Origin of the sequence: Microbispora triticiradicis (assembly GCF_005864065.1) — a bacterium.
Classification (GTDB): Bacteria; Actinomycetota; Actinomycetes; order Streptosporangiales; family Streptosporangiaceae; genus Microbispora; species Microbispora triticiradicis.
Genome location: NZ_VANP01000004.1, coordinates 123,866 through 142,317, shown reverse-complemented (window position 1 = coordinate 142,317; position 18,452 = coordinate 123,866). Strand labels below are relative to the sequence as shown.

The 18,452-nt window shown below is 70.1% G+C and carries 15 protein-coding genes; 10 read left to right on the top strand and 5 right to left on the bottom strand.

Annotated features, from left to right (window positions below):
• Nucleotides 1-87: 87 nt before the first annotated feature.
• The 3 genes from FED44_RS11955 to FED44_RS11945 all read right to left on the bottom strand — a co-directional run bounded on the left by FED44_RS11955 (nt 88) and on the right by FED44_RS11945 (nt 2,333).
• Entirely contained in the window at nt 88-909 is an 822-nt protein-coding gene (locus tag FED44_RS11955) for an alpha/beta fold hydrolase (RefSeq protein ID WP_138460691.1), read from the bottom strand.
• A 19-nt stretch (nt 910-928) separates the two neighbouring features.
• Nucleotides 929-1,498 carry a DJ-1/PfpI family protein gene (locus FED44_RS11950; protein ID WP_138460690.1) on the bottom strand — a complete coding sequence of 190 codons (570 nt, stop codon included), beginning with the start codon at nt 1,496-1,498 and terminating at the stop codon, nt 929-931.
• An 88-nt stretch (nt 1,499-1,586) separates the two neighbouring features.
• Nucleotides 1,587-2,333, bottom strand: coding sequence for a GntR family transcriptional regulator (locus tag FED44_RS11945; RefSeq protein WP_138460689.1), 747 nt, complete (start codon nt 2,331-2,333; stop codon nt 1,587-1,589).
• A 425-nt stretch (nt 2,334-2,758) separates the two neighbouring features.
• Between FED44_RS11945 and FED44_RS11940 the strand changes: the two genes are divergently transcribed.
• From FED44_RS11940 to FED44_RS11910, 7 genes are all read left to right on the top strand, one after another.
• A complete protein-coding gene (locus FED44_RS11940) occupies nt 2,759-4,156 on the top strand; it encodes a sugar ABC transporter substrate-binding protein (RefSeq protein ID WP_208758935.1) in 1,398 nt (465 codons plus the stop codon).
• Nucleotides 4,153-5,103 carry a carbohydrate ABC transporter permease gene (locus tag FED44_RS11935; RefSeq protein ID WP_111697791.1) on the top strand — a complete coding sequence of 317 codons (951 nt, stop codon included), beginning with the start codon at nt 4,153-4,155 and terminating at the stop codon, nt 5,101-5,103. Before FED44_RS11940 ends, FED44_RS11935 begins: the two co-directional genes overlap by 4 nt.
• Entirely contained in the window at nt 5,103-6,014 is a 912-nt protein-coding gene (locus FED44_RS11930) for a carbohydrate ABC transporter permease (protein WP_111697792.1), read from the top strand. The genes FED44_RS11935 and FED44_RS11930 overlap by 1 nt, the downstream gene beginning before the upstream one ends.
• Nucleotides 6,014-7,081: an ABC transporter ATP-binding protein gene (locus FED44_RS11925; RefSeq protein ID WP_111697793.1), complete on the top strand. Its 1,068-nt coding sequence runs from the start codon at nt 6,014-6,016 to the stop codon at nt 7,079-7,081. Before FED44_RS11930 ends, FED44_RS11925 begins: the two co-directional genes overlap by 1 nt.
• Complete coding sequence (locus FED44_RS11920) at nt 7,081-8,157, top strand: ABC transporter ATP-binding protein (protein WP_111697794.1); 1,077 nt, start codon at nt 7,081-7,083, stop codon at nt 8,155-8,157. Before FED44_RS11925 ends, FED44_RS11920 begins: the two co-directional genes overlap by 1 nt.
• 292 nt (nt 8,158-8,449) lie before the next feature.
• Nucleotides 8,450-9,910, top strand: a complete 1,461-nt coding sequence (locus FED44_RS11915) for an NAD-dependent succinate-semialdehyde dehydrogenase (RefSeq protein ID WP_111697795.1) — start codon at nt 8,450-8,452, stop codon at nt 9,908-9,910.
• Between the two features lie 138 nt (nt 9,911-10,048).
• A complete protein-coding gene (locus FED44_RS11910; RefSeq protein ID WP_111697796.1) occupies nt 10,049-11,284 on the top strand; it encodes an iron-containing alcohol dehydrogenase in 1,236 nt (411 codons plus the stop codon).
• A gap of 117 nt (nt 11,285-11,401) precedes the next feature.
• Here the strand turns inward: FED44_RS11910 and FED44_RS11905 are convergent, their stop codons facing one another.
• Complete coding sequence (locus FED44_RS11905) at nt 11,402-12,535, bottom strand: radical SAM protein (protein ID WP_244301852.1); 1,134 nt, start codon at nt 12,533-12,535, stop codon at nt 11,402-11,404.
• 178 nt (nt 12,536-12,713) lie between these two features.
• On the opposite strand from FED44_RS11905, the gene FED44_RS11900 reads away from it, so the two are divergent.
• From FED44_RS11900 to FED44_RS11890, 3 genes are read left to right on the top strand one after another with little or no spacing between them, the layout of a single operon-like run.
• The gene (locus FED44_RS11900; protein ID WP_244301915.1) at nt 12,714-13,637 is read left to right on the top strand and encodes a copper resistance CopC family protein; all 924 of its coding nucleotides are present in this window, start codon (nt 12,714-12,716) and stop codon (nt 13,635-13,637) included.
• Nucleotides 13,638-13,663: 26 nt separating this feature from the next.
• Nucleotides 13,664-14,167, top strand: coding sequence for a cupredoxin domain-containing protein (locus FED44_RS11895; RefSeq protein ID WP_117408974.1), 504 nt, complete (start codon nt 13,664-13,666; stop codon nt 14,165-14,167).
• 9 nt (nt 14,168-14,176) lie between these two features.
• Complete coding sequence (locus tag FED44_RS11890; RefSeq protein WP_138460686.1) at nt 14,177-15,505, top strand: hypothetical protein; 1,329 nt, start codon at nt 14,177-14,179, stop codon at nt 15,503-15,505.
• A 112-nt stretch (nt 15,506-15,617) separates the two neighbouring features.
• Here the strand turns inward: FED44_RS11890 and FED44_RS11885 are convergent, their stop codons facing one another.
• Nucleotides 15,618-18,338, bottom strand: a complete 2,721-nt coding sequence (locus FED44_RS11885) for a CBM35 domain-containing protein (protein WP_167521453.1) — start codon at nt 18,336-18,338, stop codon at nt 15,618-15,620.
• Between the last annotated feature and the right edge of the window lie 114 nt (nt 18,339-18,452).

Here is an 18,452-nt window from a genome sequence, read left to right as displayed (position 1 = left end):
CGGATGTCCCTGACCAGCGTGCCCGCAGGTGGGGAGGGGCGGCGGGGCCGAAGAAGTGGACCTCGAAGCGGACCTGTCGCAGCGCGATCAGTGACCTTGTTCCCGGCCGAGGAAGCACGACAGGAGTCGCCTGAAGTCGTGCGGGTGCTCGATCGCCGGCACGTGCCCGCATCGGCCGAACACGTGCAGGCGGACATCGGCCAGGTGTTCGAGCAGGGGCAGGGCCGCCGTCCCGAGCGGGGTGACTCGGTCCTGGGCGCCGTGGACGAGCAGCACGGGCGCGCGGATCCCTGCCAGCGTCGGCGCCGAGAGGGTGAGGTCGTCGGCCCAACGTGCCCTGGGTGGAGGGAACAACGACGCGTACGCGGCCGCCCCCGCTTCCATCGCGGCCGCACGGGCGGCGACGGCCGACTCGGTCACGAGCGCCTGGTCGAAGACGAGGCGACTCAACATGTCCCGTGCCCCGGGCGGGCCGGCGGGGGCGGCCCAGAGCGCGTCGAGGTCGGCGGACAGCGGCGCCCCGGGGGCGCCCATCGTCGAGACCGCCACGACACGGGTGACCTGCTGGGGACGGGCGGCCGCCAACGCCAGCGCCACGGCACCGCCCATGGAGTGGCCCACCACGGCGTAGCGCTCGGCACCGAGAGCGTCCATCAGGCCCGCGGCCTGCTCCGTCCACAGCCGGAGCCCGCCCCTGGAGCCCGCCGGGATCGGCGTACGGCCGAACCCCGCCTGGTCGGGAGCCACCAGGTGCAAGGACGTGGCCAGCGCCTCTGCCGTCGCCGCCCAGGCTCCGGATCCGGTCGTACCGGGTCCGGAGCCGTGCAGCATCAGCACCGCGGGCCCGGTGCCGCTCTCCAGGACGTGGACGGGTGAGCCGTCGACTGTGACGGTCCTAAGTGCCGTCACCGAGACACGTCCGGTGTGCTCATGCCGATGCGGAGTTGACGGACTTCGAGAAGACCTCCATCATCACCCGGCCGAACTGCGGCATGTCGGGCCAGCCGCGGCAGGAGACGAGGTTTCCGTCCACGACGTCGGGAGCGTCGATGACCGTCGCGCCCGCGTTCTCCATGTCACCGGTGATGGGGGGGAAGCACGCCGTCTTCCGGCCCTTCAGCAGCCCGTACACCGCCGGCACCTGCGCACCGTGGCACACCAGCGCGATCGGGAGGTTGCGGGCGAAGAAGTGCTCGGTGATGCGCCTGACGTCGGCGTCGACCCGGATCCACTCGGGGGCGCGTCCCCCAGGGATGATGAGGGCGTCGTAGCGCTCGACGTCGACCTCGGCCCAGGGCACGTCGACCGGCAGCTTCCGGCCGTTCTTCTCCACGTAGGCGTCGGAGTTCGGGTCGAACTCGTGGATGACCAGCTGAACGTCACGCAGCGTCCGTGACGAGACGTCGACGTCCCAGCCGCCCTCCTGCACGCGATAGTAGGGATACATGGTGTCGAGCTCCTCGGCGGCATCGCCGGTAAGGAGCAGTGCTCTAGGCACCTGCTTCTCCTCGCATCTGAGGCGGGTGAGGAGATCAGATCCGATCCGATCTGATCCGGAGTCAGCATTCCCTGGCCAAGCCCGCCCGTCAAGCCTTTACCGCCATTCCGTCCGAACCCTTGACTTCGTCGAACAACCGCCGGAACCGCTCGCCGGACAGCAGGATGTGCCGGCGCATGGCGTAGGCGGCGGCGTCGGGGTCACGCGCGGCGATCGCGGCCAGAACCTCTTCGTGCTCGGCCATGGCCAGGTGAGTGACCTGGGTGTCGTGGAGAAGCCGGAACAGGTGCACGTGCGTGTGCAGGCGAGCGAGCGCCTCGCGGATGACCTGGTTCTCCGCGCTCAGGGCGACGAGATCGTGAAAAGCGGCGTCGCGCAGCCCGAAGGCGCCATAGGCCATGAGCCCGTCGCCACCCCCTTCCAGCTCCGCCATCTCCTCCAGCATTCGTCGCAGGCCGGCCACCTGCTTGGAGGATGCGCGCTCGGCGGATCTGCGCGCCGCCGCCGGCTCGAGGAGAAGGCGGACCTCAAGCATGTCCTCGAATCGCTGACGGGTGATCTGGGGGGGAATGCGATAGCCGGCGTGGGGCACACGCACGACCAGGCCCTCGGCCTCCATGCGGTTCAGAGCGTCTCGGATCGGCGTCTGCGAGACCCCCAGCTCTCGCGCCAGGACGTCGATCGTGACGCGGGAGCCAGGCTCGATCCGTAGCGACATCAGCTGTCCGAGCAGCGTGTCGTACACCTCGTCGGCAAGCCGGCCGCGAGATCTTCGCGGCGGCGTTCCGCCCGTCATGGCCCCACGGCGCCGCGCGGTCATCACTTCGTCGTCCATCGTGACGTGAGGCCTTTCTTACGTTTTCGGAAACCTGTTGAATTCGGTCGCAACGCTGCGGGATGTTGACGCCCCCACTCGGATCGTATAGGAAAGGTGGCGGATGCCAGCCATCCTTCACCCTCACGAAATCCCCCCGTCATCGCTCCGCTTCGATCAGTTGGAGCTCCAATGAGCATGTTCGACGTCCTGCTCGGTTCGCCCCCAGGCCGATAAGGACCAGAGGACTTCTCGACTGCTTGAAGCCCCATTACGTCGCGGCGTACCCGTGACGCCGGTCTGCGGGTCAGCCCTGCGACAGCCGGCAACACGCCTGAACACCCCCCAGCAACTGCTCGGCGAACCACGCAGCAGGGCTCCAGAACCTCCCCACCCAGAAAGCAGGCAAGAAGATGCGGTATCCAAGGCGAATAGGACGACTGTCCGTGCCCGGTCGAACGGCGCGGCTGGCGACGGCGGCCATGTTGGTGGTCACGACCATGGCGGCCTGCGGCGGCGGCGAGGACGACGGCGCGAACGCGAGCGCCCCCAAGGCGCCGGCGACCATCCCGGAGCTCACCAAGGACCCGCTGACGCTCAGCTTCATCTGGTTCGACTGGCCCCCCGCCCACGCGCTGGAGGACTTCGCGAACGCGGAGTACACCAAGGAGCGGTCGAACGTGACCATCAAGGTCAAGACCGTGCCGAACGCGAACTGGCACGACGCGATGTTCACCCAGTTCGCCGCGCGCAAGACCGACTTCGACATCCCGATCCTGGACTCGCAGCACATCGGCGAGGCCGTGACGAACGGCAACATCCTCGACATCACCGACTTCGTCAAGAAGAACATCGATGTCAAGGCCTACAACCCGTACCTCCTGGCGGCCTACGGCCAGTACCCCCAGGCGGAGACCGGGAAGCGCGACGAGAACGCCAGCCTGTACGGACTGCCGCTGCTCGGCGACACCTGGACGATGATCTACCGCAAGGACCTGATCGGCGACAAGCCGCCGCAGACCTGGGACGAGATGATCTCGGTCGCCGAGAAGTGCCAGGCGGACAACCCCGGCGTCAGCGGGCTGGCTTTCCACCAGGCCAACGGCTCCGACGCCGCGGCCGTGACCTACAACACGGTCAACGGCGTCTACGGCGGCAACCTCTGGGACGCCAAGTCGCGCAAGATCGACGGCGTCGTCAACGACGCCGCGGGCCAGGAGGCGATGGACGTCCTGGTCAACAAGATGAAGCCGCTGACCGCCAAGGGCTCCGGCAACTGGTTCATCGACGAGGTGAACGCGGCGGTCGCCCAGGGCAAGGCATGCATCGCGTTCAACTGGATCGCCGCGAGCGGCGGCCTGCTCGACCCGAAGCAGTCGACGCTCGGCACCACGCGGGAGCAGATTCTCGACAAGCTGGGTTTCGCCCCCCTGCCGAGCCAGAAGACGAACCTGGTGCCTCTCGGCGGCATGGGGATGCACGTGTCGGCCTACTCCCCGAAGGCGAACCAGGCCGAGGCCCTGAACTTCATGAAGTGGTTCGAGCGGGCTGACATCCAGAAGAAGTGGGCCGCCGCCGGTGGCGTGCCGTCGCGTACGGACGCCCTGGAGTCGCCCGAGTTCCTCAACGCCGGGCCGTTCAACAAGGTGTACACCGACTCGGTTTCGCGGATGCGGGACATGTGGAATGTGCCCGAGTACGCGCGCCTCATCGACATCGAGAACACCAACGTGAACGCGGCTCTCAACGGCGCGAAGAAGCCCAAGGACGCGCTCGACGACATCGCCAAGGAGCAGCAGGCCGTGCTCGACTCCAGCGGCCGCAAGGGCGGCGGCGGACTGTGAGTGAGTCCGCTCCTCTGACGATCGACCAGCCCGGGCAGGCGGCGTCCGCGACGCCGCCTGCACCGGGCAGGTCCCGCCGCCTGAGCGACCGCTGGCTCGCCGGGGCCTTCATCTCCCCCGCGTTGCTGCTGTTGCTCGCAATGTCGGTGTTCCCATTGCTGTGGGCGTTGTACCTGTCTTTCACCGACTACTCGGCCACCCGCGGGGGGCCCGCCCATTTCGTCTGGTTCGAGAACTACACCGCCATCCTGACGTCGGCGCAGGTCCACCTGAGGGCCTTCACGACGTTGATCTACGTGGTCGGCGCGGTCGCCCTGCAGACCACGCTCGGTTTCACCATCGCCTACCTGATCTCACGGCGCACGCACGGGCGGGGACTGCTGACCACTCTGTTCCTGGTTCCGATGATGCTGTCACCGGTCGTGGTCGGGCTGTTCTGGCGATTCATGCTCGACGCGCAGTTCGGCGTGATCAACAGCATGCTCGGCTCGCTCGGCCTGGGGCAGGTGGAGTGGCTCACCCAGCAGGGAACGGCACTGCTTTCCCTGATCGTGGTCGACACCTGGCAATGGACGCCGTTCATCATGCTCATCGCACTTGCGGGCCTTACCGCGGTCCCCAAGTACCTGTACGAGGCCGCCTCGATCGACCGGGCGTCCGAGTGGTTCCGGTTCCGCACCATCACTCTTCCGCTGGTGTGGCCGCTGCTCCTCATCGCCGTCTTGTTCAGGGCCATCGAAGCCTTCCGGCTGTTCGACCTCGTCTACATCCTCACCAGCGGAGGTCCGGGGGTTTCCACCGAGACGTTGTCGTTCCACGTCTACAAGGTCGCGTTCCTGGGCTTCAACACCGGAACCGCCTCGGCGTACGGGATCCTCATGGTCCTCATCGTCCTCGTCCTCACGCAGCTCTACCTGCGCTACTTGAACAAGCTCAAGGAGGACTGATGGCCGTCTCCGTTGACGAGGCCGTGTCCGCCGGTCCTGGCCGGGATCACACGCCCCCCACGCGGCGCCGTAGCGGCCGGGGCCGCGCCGTGCTGGAGGTCGCGCTGCTGACCGTGCTGGCCGTCGTGATGCTCTTTCCGGTGCTGTGGATGATCGAGACGTCCATCAAGGAGAACCGGGACGTCTACGCCATCCCGGCCAAGTTCTTCGACTTCAAGGTCACACTGGACCATTTCAAGGACGTGTTCGCCGGCTCCGGCGGCGGTCGCTCGGCCTTGTCCGTCTCGTTCCTCAACTCCGTCGTGGTCGCCGGGGTCTCCACGGCGCTGGCCACCGTGCTGGGGGTCCCGGCGGCCTGGGCCTACTCACGCTTCTCCGTGAAGGCCAAGAAGGACCAACTGTTCTTCATCCTGTCCACCCGCTTCATGCCGCCCGTGGTGGTCGTGATCCCGATCTTCCTCATGTACCGCCAGCTCGGGCTCATCGACAACAAGCTCGGCCTGATCCTCATCTACACCGCGTTCAACGTCCCGTTCACGATCTGGATGATGAAGGGGTTCGTCGACGAGGTGCCCGCAGAGTACGAGGATGCCGCCATGCTCGACGGCTACACCCGCCTGCAGGCGTTCTGGAAATTCACCCTTCCCCTGCTCCTGCCCGGCATCGCCGCGACGGCGGTCTTCGCCCTCATCTTCTCGTGGAACGAGTTCGTGTTCGCCATCTTCCTCACCTCCAGCGACAGCGTGCGGACGGCCCCACCCGCCATCGCCGGCCTCATCGGTGGAACCACTGTGGACTGGGGTCTCGTGGCCGCCGCCTCCGTGGTCTTCGCCCTACCGGTGCTCGTGTTCGCCTACCTGGTGCGCAAGCACCTCGTCGCCGGTGTGACGCTCGGGGCGGTGCGACGCTGATGGCGGGCATCGAGGTGACCACCCTGCACAAGCGCTACCCGGACGGGACGGTCGCGGTAGAGCACGTGGACCTGTCCATCGGCGACGGCGAGCTGTTCGTGATGCTCGGCCCTTCGGGTTGCGGCAAGACGACCACGCTGCGGGCCATAGCCGGCCTGGAGAGGCAGACGTCGGGCGACATCCGCATCGGCGACACGCTGGTCAACGACCTGCCGCCCGCCGAGCGCGACATCGCCATGGTGTTCCAGTTCTACGCTCTCTACCCGCATCTGAGAACCCGCGACAACCTGGCGTTCCCACTTCGGGCCGAGGGACTGCCCAAGGCGGAGGTGCAGGAGCGGGTCGACGAGGCCGCCCGGCTGATGCGGCTCGGTCCGCTCCTGGACCGGCGACCACACCGGCTGTCCGGCGGGGAGCAGCAGCGCGTCGCGCTTGCTCGCGCCCTGGTGCGACGACCGCGCGCGTTCCTCATGGACGAACCCCTCACCAATCTGGACGCGGAGCTGAGGGCGGACATGCGCACGGAGATCAAGCACCTGCAGGGGGAACTGGGGACGACGATGGTCTACGTCACCCACGACCAGGTCGAGGCGATGTCGCTCGGTCACAGAATCGCCATCCTCAACAAGGGCCGCGTCGAGCAGATCGGCACGCCGCTGGAGGTCTACGACCGTCCGGCGAGTCTCTTCTGCGCCGCGTTCATCGGCTCCCCGCCGATGAACCTGATCGAGGTGGAGGTGGCCGACGGGAAGCTGCGCAGTCAGGGCGGACTGGTCCTCACGCCACCGCCAGGCCTGCCGCGCGACCGTCGCCTGGTGGCAGGCGTCCGTCCGGAGGCGCTGGAAGTCACAGAACCAGGGGCGGAAGGTTCGGTCCCGGCCCGCGTGGTCTCGGCGGAGTGGCTGGGCGACGAAATCATCTACGTGGTCGACCACGGCGGCCAGCGCGACGTACGAGTTCGGATGGCACCGACTGTCCGTTTCGCTGCTGACGCACCGGTCGGGCTGCGGCACACCGGCGGGCCCCCGCCGGTCTACGACGTGGACACGGAAGAGCTGGTGGCCTGATGGGAACCGTGGCAGTACACGGGCTGCGCAAGTCCTTCGGCAAAGTCCAGGCCCTGGACGGGGTGACGCTGGACGTGCCGGACGGCTCGTTCTTCGTCGTGCTGGGGCCCTCCGGGGCAGGCAAGACGACGACCCTGCGAGCGATCGCCGGCCTTGAGAAGCTTGACGCCGGGTCGGTGCACCTGGACGGGCGGGACGCGACCGGTGACACCCCGGCCGCACGCGACCTGGCCATGGTCTTCCAGAGCTACGCCCTCTACCCGCGACGCACGGCGTACGAGAACATCGCTTCGCCGCTGCGGGCCCGCCGTTGTTCTTCGAGCGAGATCGCCGCTGCCGTCGAGCAGATGTCGAGCCTGCTGCACATCGAACGTCTGCTGCAGCGTCGTCCCGCGCAGATGTCGGGCGGTGAGATGCAGCGCGTCGCCCTGGCCCGGGCGCTGGTCCGTCGCCCGCGCGCGTTTCTCATGGACGAGCCGCTGACGAACCTCGACCTCAAGCTCCGCGTCGAGATGCGCACCGAGCTCACCCGCATCCACCGGAGCCTCGGCGGAACCTTCGTCTACGTGACCAACGACCAGGTCGAGGCCCTGTCCATGGCCGACCAGGTCGCGGTCCTCAAGGAGGGGAAGGTGCAACAGGTCGGAACGCCGACCGAGGTGTACGAGCGCCCGGCCAACCAGTGGGTCGCAGGCTTCGTCGGGAGCCCGTCGATCAGTCTGCTCGCCTGCCACGCCGAGGGAGATCGTCTGGTCGGGGCGGAAGGCTGGACGCTGCCGCGGCCCCGCTGGACCACGGCTGAGGACCGTCGTCCGCTGCTGCTGGGCCTGCGGGCGGAGGACCTGTCAGTCGAGCGGCGTGGGGACGCGTCGTTGCCGGGTGAGCTCTACGGCCTTGAGCCGCTCGGTGACCGAACGGTGGTCGACGTCCAGGTGGGGACGGAGATGCTCAAGGTCAAGGCACGACCCACCTTCACCGCCACGCCGGGCGAGCGGCTGCATGTCACGGTCGACCTGGACCGTGCGCACCTGTTCGACGCGGGCACCGGGCTGGCGCTGTCCGAGACCGGGAGGTAACCGCCCGGGAGGTAACAGCACAGGGCGGCGACGTCACCGTGCGCCCGCACGTGGCGATCGAGCCTCGGCCGGACCGTCACCGGTGAGCACGGCCTGACGACGCTGAAGCGGCCATGGCCCGAGAAGGCGATCGGTGGCGCGGAGCGTCGCCCTGCAGCCATGGCCAGGGCCACGTTCGACCCGCCCGGCAACCCCGGCCCCGACGAGGTCGTGTGACCCGTTCGTTCACGCGCGTGGCGCGATCGCCCAGGTCACACCGGACATCACCAAGAACATCACAGGAGGCGACGCAATGAGTGACCCGATGGACGTCCTGGCCCCCGAGCACCGGCGGCTCCGGATCGGCGACGCCTGGCGCGACGCCGCCGGTGGAGCCACCTTTGCCGTCGAGGACCCGGCCACCGGCAAGACCATCGCCGAGGTGGCGGACGCCGACGTCGTCGACGGGCTCGCCGCTCTGGACGCGGCGAGCAAGGCGATGGCGCAGTGGGCGGCGACGCCGCCGCGAAAACGGTCAGAGTTGTTGACGGCGACGTACCGGGCACTGACCGAGCGATCCGAGGAGGTCGCCCGGCTGATAACGCTCGAAATGGGCAAGCCTCTCGCCGAGGCTCGGGCAGAGGTGGCCTACGGCGCCGAGTTCTTCCGTTGGTTCGCCGAGGAGGCGGTGCGCGTCGAGGGGCGCTACAACACCGCTCCCAATGGTGGATATCGCATCCTCACCGTGCCGAAGCCGGTCGGACCGTGCGTCTTCGTGACGCCCTGGAACTTTCCGCTGGCGATGGGCGCCCGCAAGATCGCTCCTGCGCTGGCGGCGGGCTGCACGACGATCACCAAGCCGGCTGCCCAGACGCCACTCACCATGCTGTTCCTGGCCCGCATCATGGAGGAGGTCGGCGTTCCCCCGGGCGTCGTCAACGTCGTGACGACCAAGCGTTCCGGCAAGGTGGTCTCAGCACTGCTGGCCGACCGCCGGACCCGCAAGCTTTCGTTCACCGGGTCGACCGAGGTCGGGCGCGTGCTGCTACGACAGGCGGCGGACAACGTGCTGCGCACCTCCATGGAACTGGGCGGCAACGCGGCCTTGATCGTGTGTGCCGACGCCGACCTGGACGTCGCGGTCGACGGTGCCATGGTGGCCAAGATGCGCAACATCGGGGAGTCCTGCATCGCGGCCAACCGAATCTACGTCGAGGAGCCGGTGCGCGAGGAGTTCACGGCGCGCTTCGCCCAGCGGATGGGCGCGCTCTCGGTGGGCCATGGTCTCGACGACGGCGTGGACGTCGGGGCGTTGATCGACGACGCCTCGGTCGCCAAGATCGACGAGCTTGTCGCCGACGCGGTCGATCGCGGCGCCCGTGTCCTGCTGGGCGGCGAGCGTCCGGATGGGCCGGGCCACTTCTACCCGCCCACGGTCCTCGTCGACGTGCCCGAAGACGCGCGGATACTGGAGGAGGAGATCTTCGGCCCGGTGGCGCCGATCATCTCGTTCACGTCCGACGCCGAGGTGATCGCGAAGGCCAACGACACCGAGCACGGCCTGGTCGGATACGTCTTCACCCGAGACCTCCAGCGGGCGCTCCGGTTCACCGAGGGGCTGGAGACGGGGATGGTCGGCATCAACCGTGGTCTCATCTCGGACCCGTCAGCTCCGTTCGGAGGCGTGAAGCAGTCGGGGATCGGCAAGGAGGGGTCGCACGAGGGCATCCTCGAGTACCTCGACGTCACCTACGCGGCGATCGACCTACCGTGACCGGCCCCGTCCGAGCCCGGGAGCCCGGCGCGCGCCCGCGCCACCCGGCAGCCAACCTTGCCGACGCCGTCCCGGTCTCGCAGGTGACCTGGACGTCCGCCCAGCAGATCACCGCCGACGTTCCAGAGAGGCACCGACATGCTTGAGACCGTCCGCGGACCACGCCAGCTGATAGTGGGCGAAGGGGTCGCGCAGAACATCCCACGAGTGGTGGCCGAGTGTGGCTCGCGGGTCCTCATCGTGACCGACCGGGTTCTTCTGGGGCAGCCGGGCGTGGCCGAGATCGTGGCCGCCGTGCGGGAGAAGGTCGCGGTCGTCGGGGTGTTCGCCGACGCGACTCCGGACGTGCCACTCACCGACGTCGACCTGGGCGTCTCGGCCGCCGCGGAGGTGGACGCCGACGTGATCCTCGCCATCGGGGGTGGCACGGTGATCGACCTCGCCAAAATCGTCGGCGTCATCCGGCGCCACGGTGGGACGCCGCGCGACTTCTACGGCGAGTCGAAGGTGCCGGGGCCGACGATTCCTCTCGTCGCGGTCCCGACGACGTCAGGCACCGGCTCCGAGCTCACGCCCGTCTCGGTGTTGACCGACCCGGACCGCGAGCTGAAGGTGGGGGTCTCCAGCGTCCACATCGTGCCCGACTTCGCCATCGTCGACCCCGAGCTCACCTACACCTGCCCTGCGACCGTCACCGCCCACTCCGGCATCGACGCGTTCTGTCACGCGGTGGAGAGCTACACCGCGCGCCCCCGGCCCCACGGACCGCGCGACCCGGTGGAGCAGGTCTTCCTCGGCCGCAACCCGATCACCGATCACTACGCGCTCCTGGCCGCGGAGCGGATCGCCCGCAGCTTGCCCCGTGCCGTCAAAGACGGAGGCGACAAGGACGCGCGCGCGGACATGTCCTATGCGTCCATGCTGGCCGGGATCGCGTTCTCCCACGCGGGCAACGCGGCTCCGCACGCCCTCCAGTACCCCATCGGCGCGGCCACCCACACGCCGCACGGCCTGGGCGTCGGACTGCTGCTGCCCTACGCGCTGGACGCGGCCAGGGATGCCATCAGCGACCGGTTGGCCGTCCTCGCCAGGGTGTGCGGGCTCGACGTGACCGACGCCTCGGATGCCGAGGCCGCAGACCTGTTCCTCACCTGGCTCCACGGGCTCCTTGCCGACATCGGCATCCCTGCCACCCTGGCGGACATCGGCGTGGCACGCGCCGACCTCCCGCGCTTCGCGGAGATGGCCACCGGCGTCACCCGCCTGATCCAGAACCATCCAGGCCCGACCGACACCGCCAGCCTGACCGCGATCCTCGAAGCGGCCTGGACCGGGGACCGGACCCGACGCGTCCTGACTCCGGAGCAGAGATAAGGGGGAGCCGGCGCCGACGACCGCCGTGGAGGAGCGCGGCCCGGCCTCGGGCCGCGCCGAGGCAAGGGCAGGGGCGGACGGGGACGAACCGGCGGCGGCGCGCGGAGTGACGCGTGCTCAGACGAGGGCGAGCTGGCGGTCGGGGGACCGGCGCCGGCGCCAGCGCCGGGCCTGGCCGCCGACGCCGTAGGTCTCGGCCAGCGCCCGCACCTGCTCGGCGATCCGGCGGCGGTAGCCCTCCTCCGCGACCTGGCCCTTGCCGTACAACGCCTGGTAGCGCGGCACCAGGCCGGGGTGCTCGCGCTCCAGCCAGCCCAGGTAGCCCTCGCGCACCCCGGACGGCAGGCGCAGCACGACCGGCGTCACGCTGACCGCCCCCGCCTCCGCCGCGCGCCTGACCGTGGCCAGCAGATGATCGCTGGAGTCGGTCACGAGCGGCAGGATCGGCGCCATCAGCACCCCGCAGGGGATGCCGGCGTCGTTCAGCGCGGCGCAGACCTCCAGCCGCCGCTGCGGCGTCGCGGCCCCGGGCTCCACGGCCCGCCGCACCCGGTCGTCGACGAAGCCGACCGACACCATCACGCCGACCTGGGTCACCTTCGCGGCGTCGCGTAACAGGTCCAGGTCGCGCAGGATCAGGGGGCTCTTGGTCAGTACGGTGAACGGGTTGGCCGCGTCGGCCAGCGCCCGCACGACGCCCGGCATCAGGCGGTAGATCTCCTCCGCCGGCTGGTAGCAGTCGCCGGTGAGGCCGAGCGCGACCGGCTCGCCGCTCCAGCGCGGGGAGGCGAGCTCACGGCGCAGCCGGCGGGCCAGGTCGGTCTTGACGACGATCCGGGTGGAGAAGTCCCGGCCCGGATCCAGGCCGAGGTAGCGGTGCCCGCGCCGGGCCGCGCAGTAGCCGCAGCCCGCCTCGCACCCGCGGTAGGGGCTCGCGGCCCAGGTGAAGGGCAGCTCGGCGGCGTCGGGCACACGCTCCAGCGCGGCGCGCGCGGGCACCTCGTAGCAGGTGATGCCGTCGAACACACGCGTGACGGCCTGCCGCTCGATGCGCGGGCGGGCGGGGCCCGCGCCGACGATCGACTGCTGCTCGGCGCTTACGATCGCCTGCGGCTCGGCGCCGATGATCGCATGTTGCTCGGCACTGACGGTCGCATGCTGCTCGGCGGGCCGCGCCGTGCCCTGGTCCCCGGAGCCGGCGCCGGGGCGGGAAGTGGCGTCGCGACGCATGAGGATCAGTAGAACACGCATTCGACCCTCACGCCAAGTACCCACGCCCGGCCCAGGCGCGGCATCGGGGAAGGGCCGGGAGCGCATCGATCCACTTTCGTTGCGAACGCATGAAGTTCTGTTCATCCACGTCATAAGTGGCTAATCTCGTCGCATCGCCCCAGCCCGGGGGCCACACCCATGGAGAGCGGACGTGACGATGGCACGGTGGTTGGGCCGGTTGCTCCTGCCGGTCGTCGTCGGCGTGCTCACCCTCGCCGCCCTGGCCGCTCCCGCCTCGGCCCACGGCCAGCTCGCGATGTCCACCCCGGCCAAGGACAGCACGGTGAAGACGCCGCTGGAGTCGCTGCGGCTCTACTTCACCGAGGCGCCCGCCCCGAACGCCTACTTCACCGTCACCGCGCCCAACGGCGCCCGCGTCGACCAGACCTGGACACACGGGCAGCCGGAACGGCTCGACAAGCCGGTCCAGGAGTACAACCTCGTCAACGGCGTGTGGGAGCCGAGCGTCTACAACACCGGATTCCCCGCGGTGATCCCCGTCGCCTACTGGCCCGAGCAGGGCGAGTACGTCGTCCACTACCTCTCGATCGCCTCCGACGGGGAGCCCGTCAAGGGAGACCTGCGCTTCACCTACAAGGGCAGGACCACGGCGCCGCCCAAGGGCTGGCAGGCCCCCACCAACGAGCCCGACGCCATCCTGCTCGCCTCGGCCGAGCCCGGAGGCGGCGCCACCGCCGACGCGACGCCCCAGAGCAGCGGCGGCGCGCTGGGCCCTGTGGCCCCCTCCCAGGCGAGCACCGGCTCCGCCGCGGGCCCTGCCGCCGTACCCGAGACCGGCGCCGCCACGGCCCCCGCCGCGCGGACGGCGGCGGGCCAGGACGACTCCGGCACCGGCCTGTCGGTGTGGCTGGTGCCCGCGCTCCTCGTCGTGGGAGCGGGCGCCCTGGTGCTGCGCGCGGCGCGGCGGCCCGCCCCGTCCACCGGCGCCGCCCCGGCGCGTACGGCGGCTGCGAAGGGCCCGGCGGCCAAGCGGCCTTCCGGGCGCCCCCGGCCGAAGACCCCCACGAGTTCGTCCCAGTCGCGGACGGCGAACCGCCCCAGGTCCGCCAAGCGGCGCTGAACCACCCACACCCCCGGAGAAATGTCGTGACGTTCACCCCTGCCCGGCACCACCGCGCCCGGCGACGCCCGCTGCTCGCCGCGCTCCTGATCGGCGTGACGCTGCCGATGACGGTGTCGGCCTGCGGCGAGTCGGGCACCACCGAGCCCGCCGCCGCACCCACCACCGCGTCGTCCACCGAACTGCCCGCCCCGGCGGCCACGGACGCGGCGACCGACGCGGCGACGGAGCCGGCCGGGTCCGCCACCGACGCGCCCGCCGACGCGGACGTGAAGGAGATCGACGTCACGATCAGCGGCCGCAAGGTGACGCCGCCTCCGGGACGCATCGAGGTGGACAAGGGGCAGCGGGTGCGCATCACCGTCACCGGCGACGCGGCCGACGAGGCGCACCTGCACGGGTACGACAAGGAGGCGGAGCTGAAGCCCGGCACCCCCGCCACCATCGAGTTCACGGCCGACGAGACCGGCCTGTTCGAGATGGAGACCCACGAGTCGGGACTTCAGCTGTTCCAGCTCGTGGTGCGGTAGGCCCGTCTCATGCTCCTCGCGCACGGGGTCGGCGGACGCCAGGACCTGCCGATCCCGTTCCCGGCCGCGCTGACCGGCGCGGCGCTGGCGTTGCTGGTGTCGTTCGTGGCACTCGGCGCGCTGTGGAAGGAGCCGCGGCTGGGCGGCGGTAACCCGCATGCCCGCACCCTGCCCGGCGCGCTCCAGCGGGCCATGGCGACACCGGCGTGGGGCTGGGCCTGGCGGATCGCCGGGCTCCTCGCCGCCGCCTACTTCTGCGTCGGACTGGTCTTCGGCCCCGACAAGGCCGACAACCCCACGGCGGGCGCGTTCTACGTCCTGTTCTGGGTCGGCCTGGTGCCGCTGTCGCTGCTGTTCGGCCCGGTGTGGCGCGCCCTGAACCCGCTGCGGACGCTCCACCTGCTGGCCTGCGCGGCTCTGCGGCGCGACCCGGACGCCGGCCTGCGCCCGCTGCCCCCGGGCGTCGGCTACTGGCCGGCCTGCGCCGGGCTGTTCGCCTTCGTCTGGCTGGAACTCGTCGCCCCCGAGCGCGCCACCCTGCCGGTGATCGGCGCCTGGCTCGCGGCGTACGCCGTGATCATGCTCGGCGGAGCGGTCGTCTTCGGCGCCCGGTGGTTCGGCCACGCCGACCCGTTCGAGGCCTACAGCGGCCTCGTGGGCAGGCTCGCCCCGGTGCACCGGCGCGACGACGGTGTCATCGCCTGGCGCAACTCGCTCGACGGCATGGCCGGGCTGCGGCCGGCGCCGGGACTGACGACGCTGGTGGTCGTCCTCCTCGGCTCCACCATGTACGACAGCCTGTCCAACGCGCCGATCTGGGTGCGGTTCACGCAGGAGAGCCCGATTCCGGCGCCGGTCACCGGCACCGCCGGGCTGCTGGCCGTCATCGGCCTGGTGCTCGCGGCGTACCGGATCGCGACCGCGCTGGCCGGCCGATGGGGCGCGGCCGTTCCCGGAGCGACGGCCGGGGGGACGGCTGGGGAGATCGCCCACTCGATCGTGCCGATCGCCGTCGGGTACGTGATCGCCCACTACTACACGCTGTTCCTCCTGGAGGGACAGCGGACCATCGCGCTGCTGTCCGACCCGCTGGACACCGGCGCCAATTGGCTGGGCACCGCCGGCTGGAAGATCCAGGCGCTCGGCACCACCCCCGCCGGAGTCGCCACCCTCCAGGTGACGGTGATCGTCGTCGGCCACGTGCTGGGCACCGTGCTGGCCCACGACCGCGCGCTCGCCCTGTTCCCCCGGCGGACCGCCGTCCTCGGGCAGGTCCCCCTGCTCGTGCTGATGGTGGTCTACACCGTGGTGGGCCTGCTTCTGCTGTTCGCCGCCTGAACCGGCCGCCGCCCGGGTCCGCCGGCTCACTGTGCCGGCCGGCACCGGGGAGATCGGTGAGCCCGGGGCGGGAACGGCTGTCCTGCCGCCGTTCCCGCCCCGGGTCACCGCGTCAGCCGACCTTGATCGGCGCGATGTCGAACCTGTCGAGGTTGGGCGCCCACTGGCTGTCGAGCTCGGAGATGCACGGTGCCGGGCATCCCTGGGCCTTCGCGCCGTTGGCGGGATCGTTGTACAGGCTGATCGTGTTGGTGCCGGCCTTCAGGGTCACCGGCACGCCGCGAGCCCACCAGTTGCCCCAGGACCAGGTGTTCTTGAACCAGTACCGCTTCGCGTCCCCGTCGTTGACGGAGATGTCGAGGGGCCGCGAGATGATGTCGGCGTTGTAAACGTGGCCGGACTTCCGCTCGTCGTTGGCGTAGCGCACGACGAGCAGGTAGTCACCCGCCTTGTCCGCGTCGACCTGGAGGGTCAGCCGGTTCTGCGGCCCCTGTCCGATCCAGCCGACGAACTTGCCTCCGGAGGCGTAGCCGTGGTTGTCGACCGCGGCCGAGCCGGACCGGGCGGCGGACTCGGCCTCGATCACCTGCACCGGGCGGGGCCCGGACGTCGCCCGGGTCACGCTCACCTTGTCGAGGCGCACCGGGGTGGGGCCGGAGGGCTCCACCGTCACCCGGTTGACGCCCGCCGACAGGAACAGCCGGTGCCGGTCGGTCTTCCAGAAGGTGCCGCCGCCCGGGTTGGCGCGGAGCACCGCACCGTCGACCGCGCGCCGGTCGAGCCCGATGTTCGCGGTGACCGACCCCGGCTTGCCGGGGCTGTTGTGCCGGAACTCAAGGTCGTAGTACCCGTCCTCCTCGGCGTACACGGTGAACATGGCCTCGCCGCCGCGCTTGAGGGTGAGGAAGCCCGCCTCCGACTGCTTCGGCTGGTCGTACTCGTAGGTCACGTCGCCCTTGGTCTGCGACCGCTCGGCCTCGTAGTCCCGGGTGACCGGGCCGGTGGAGGCCGGTTCGAGGTCGATGCGGTCCAGCGTCGCCTGGCCGGTCGCGGTGCCCAGCTCGGGGTGGGACTTGGCCAGCCGGATCTGGTTCGCGCCCGCCTGGAGCTGGACCACCACGTCCTTGCGGGTGCGCCACTGGAAGTTGAGCGTGGCCTGGTAGTCGACGACCTGCGCCTGGGCGCCGTTGACCGTGAGCACCTGCTGGGCGGGCTGGCCGGTCTGGTTGGCGTACAGGATGCCCAGCTTGTAGGCGCCGGCCTTGGGCACGTTCACGCCGAACGTCACCGCGCTGTTGTTCTGGGTGAGGTTGCCGACGTGGCGCGTGCCGGAGGTGGCGGCCGCGTTCCAGTTCGACGGGGTGCCGAAGGTCTGAACCGTCCCGGCCGTGATGGTGGCCAGCTCCGCCTCGTAGGAGGCCCGCCAGGGCAGGTCCACGGACTGGCGGGTGCCGGCGCCGCCGGGCGACAGCACGATCTCGTACACCGACATCTGGTCGATGTTCGGCCCGCCGTCGCCTTCGACGCCCAGCCCGCGGATCGGGATCGTCAGCGACCCGTTCTCGGGGACGAGGTCGACGTCGCGCAGCACGACCGGCGGCGGGGCGTCGGAGTTCTGGCCGCTCCACGTGGTCGCCGACACGGTCACGTTGACCTTGTCGCCGAACAGCTCGCCGTCGATGCCGCCGACGACCACGTCGAAGTCGGCCGAGGGGCCGCCGCCGGCCAGGATCCGCGCCTGCCTGCGGTCGTCGTCGATGGCAGCGATGCCTTCGAGCTTGTCGAGGGTGGCCGGGGCCGGGGGAGTGACCTTGACCGTGTCGCCGCCGGCCATGTCGGCGTACATCTTGTAGAACCACCAGCCGCCGCCGGGCTTGTTGGTCTCCACGACGTCGCCGCCGAGCAGACCGGCCGCGGTCCAGTACGCCTTGCCGCCCGCGTCGACCTTGGTGTCCTCGAACATGGCGACATACTGGATGAGCTGGCCGGGCACCGTCAGGTCGCGGTTGCCGCCGTACTCGTTGATGTTGATCGGGATGGGGGAGATGCCCCGTTCCTGCTCCAGGTTCCGGTAGGTCCGGTAGTTGGTGCGGTAGTAGTTGCCGCCCGCGGGGTTGAGGCTGCCGGACTCCAACTGGTGCCAGGACACGAAGTCGGGCAGCACGTTGTTGTCGCGGGCGTAGGTGAGGAAGTCACCGTAGTTGCGGGCCCGGAAGGTGGCGTCGTTGAGGCCCATGACCCGCGCGCCCGGGTGGTTGGCGCGGATGTACTCCACGGCCGCCTTCCAGTGCGCCATCAGGGCGGCCATCCGGGTCTGGTACTGCGCGGCGTTGCCGGTTGAGGTGTTGTACCAGATGCCGTCGGGCTCGTTGAACGGCACGTAGACGATGCGGTCGGCGTACGGGCTGTTCTTGACCTGGTCGACGACCCAGGCGAGCTTCTGCATGTAGTTGTCGAAGCAGACCTGGTTGCAGGGGATCACGCCGCCCGCGTTCTCGTACGTCCACTGCGCGTACATGTCCTGGACGTTGACCTGGATGTACTTGCCGCCGTTGCGGAAGAACGAGGGCGCCACCGACAACGCGTCGCCGTTGGGGTGCTGGGCGCCCGCGGGCGGCTTCTGGTTGACGGTGGTCAGCCGCAGCGGCTCCAGCGTGTTGTCGCTGGGCACGCCCTCGTCGCTGAGCCCGTACAGCGCTCCGCCGGCGGCGCCGCGGAACGCGCCGGTCCTCGTGCCGAGGTCGACGACCAGCTGCGTGGCCGCCGGGCCGTCTCCCTGTGCGGGGACCGCCGCCGTCACCCCTGCCGTCACGAGCGCGAACGTGGTTGTCACCGCGGCGATGATTCGCCGTGCTCGCCGATCAGTTGGTAATTTGGACATGCCTCTCCTCTGGCTCTCCAGTCGATGGCCGATGGGGTAGGGGGATTCACGGATCGAAGGTGACCG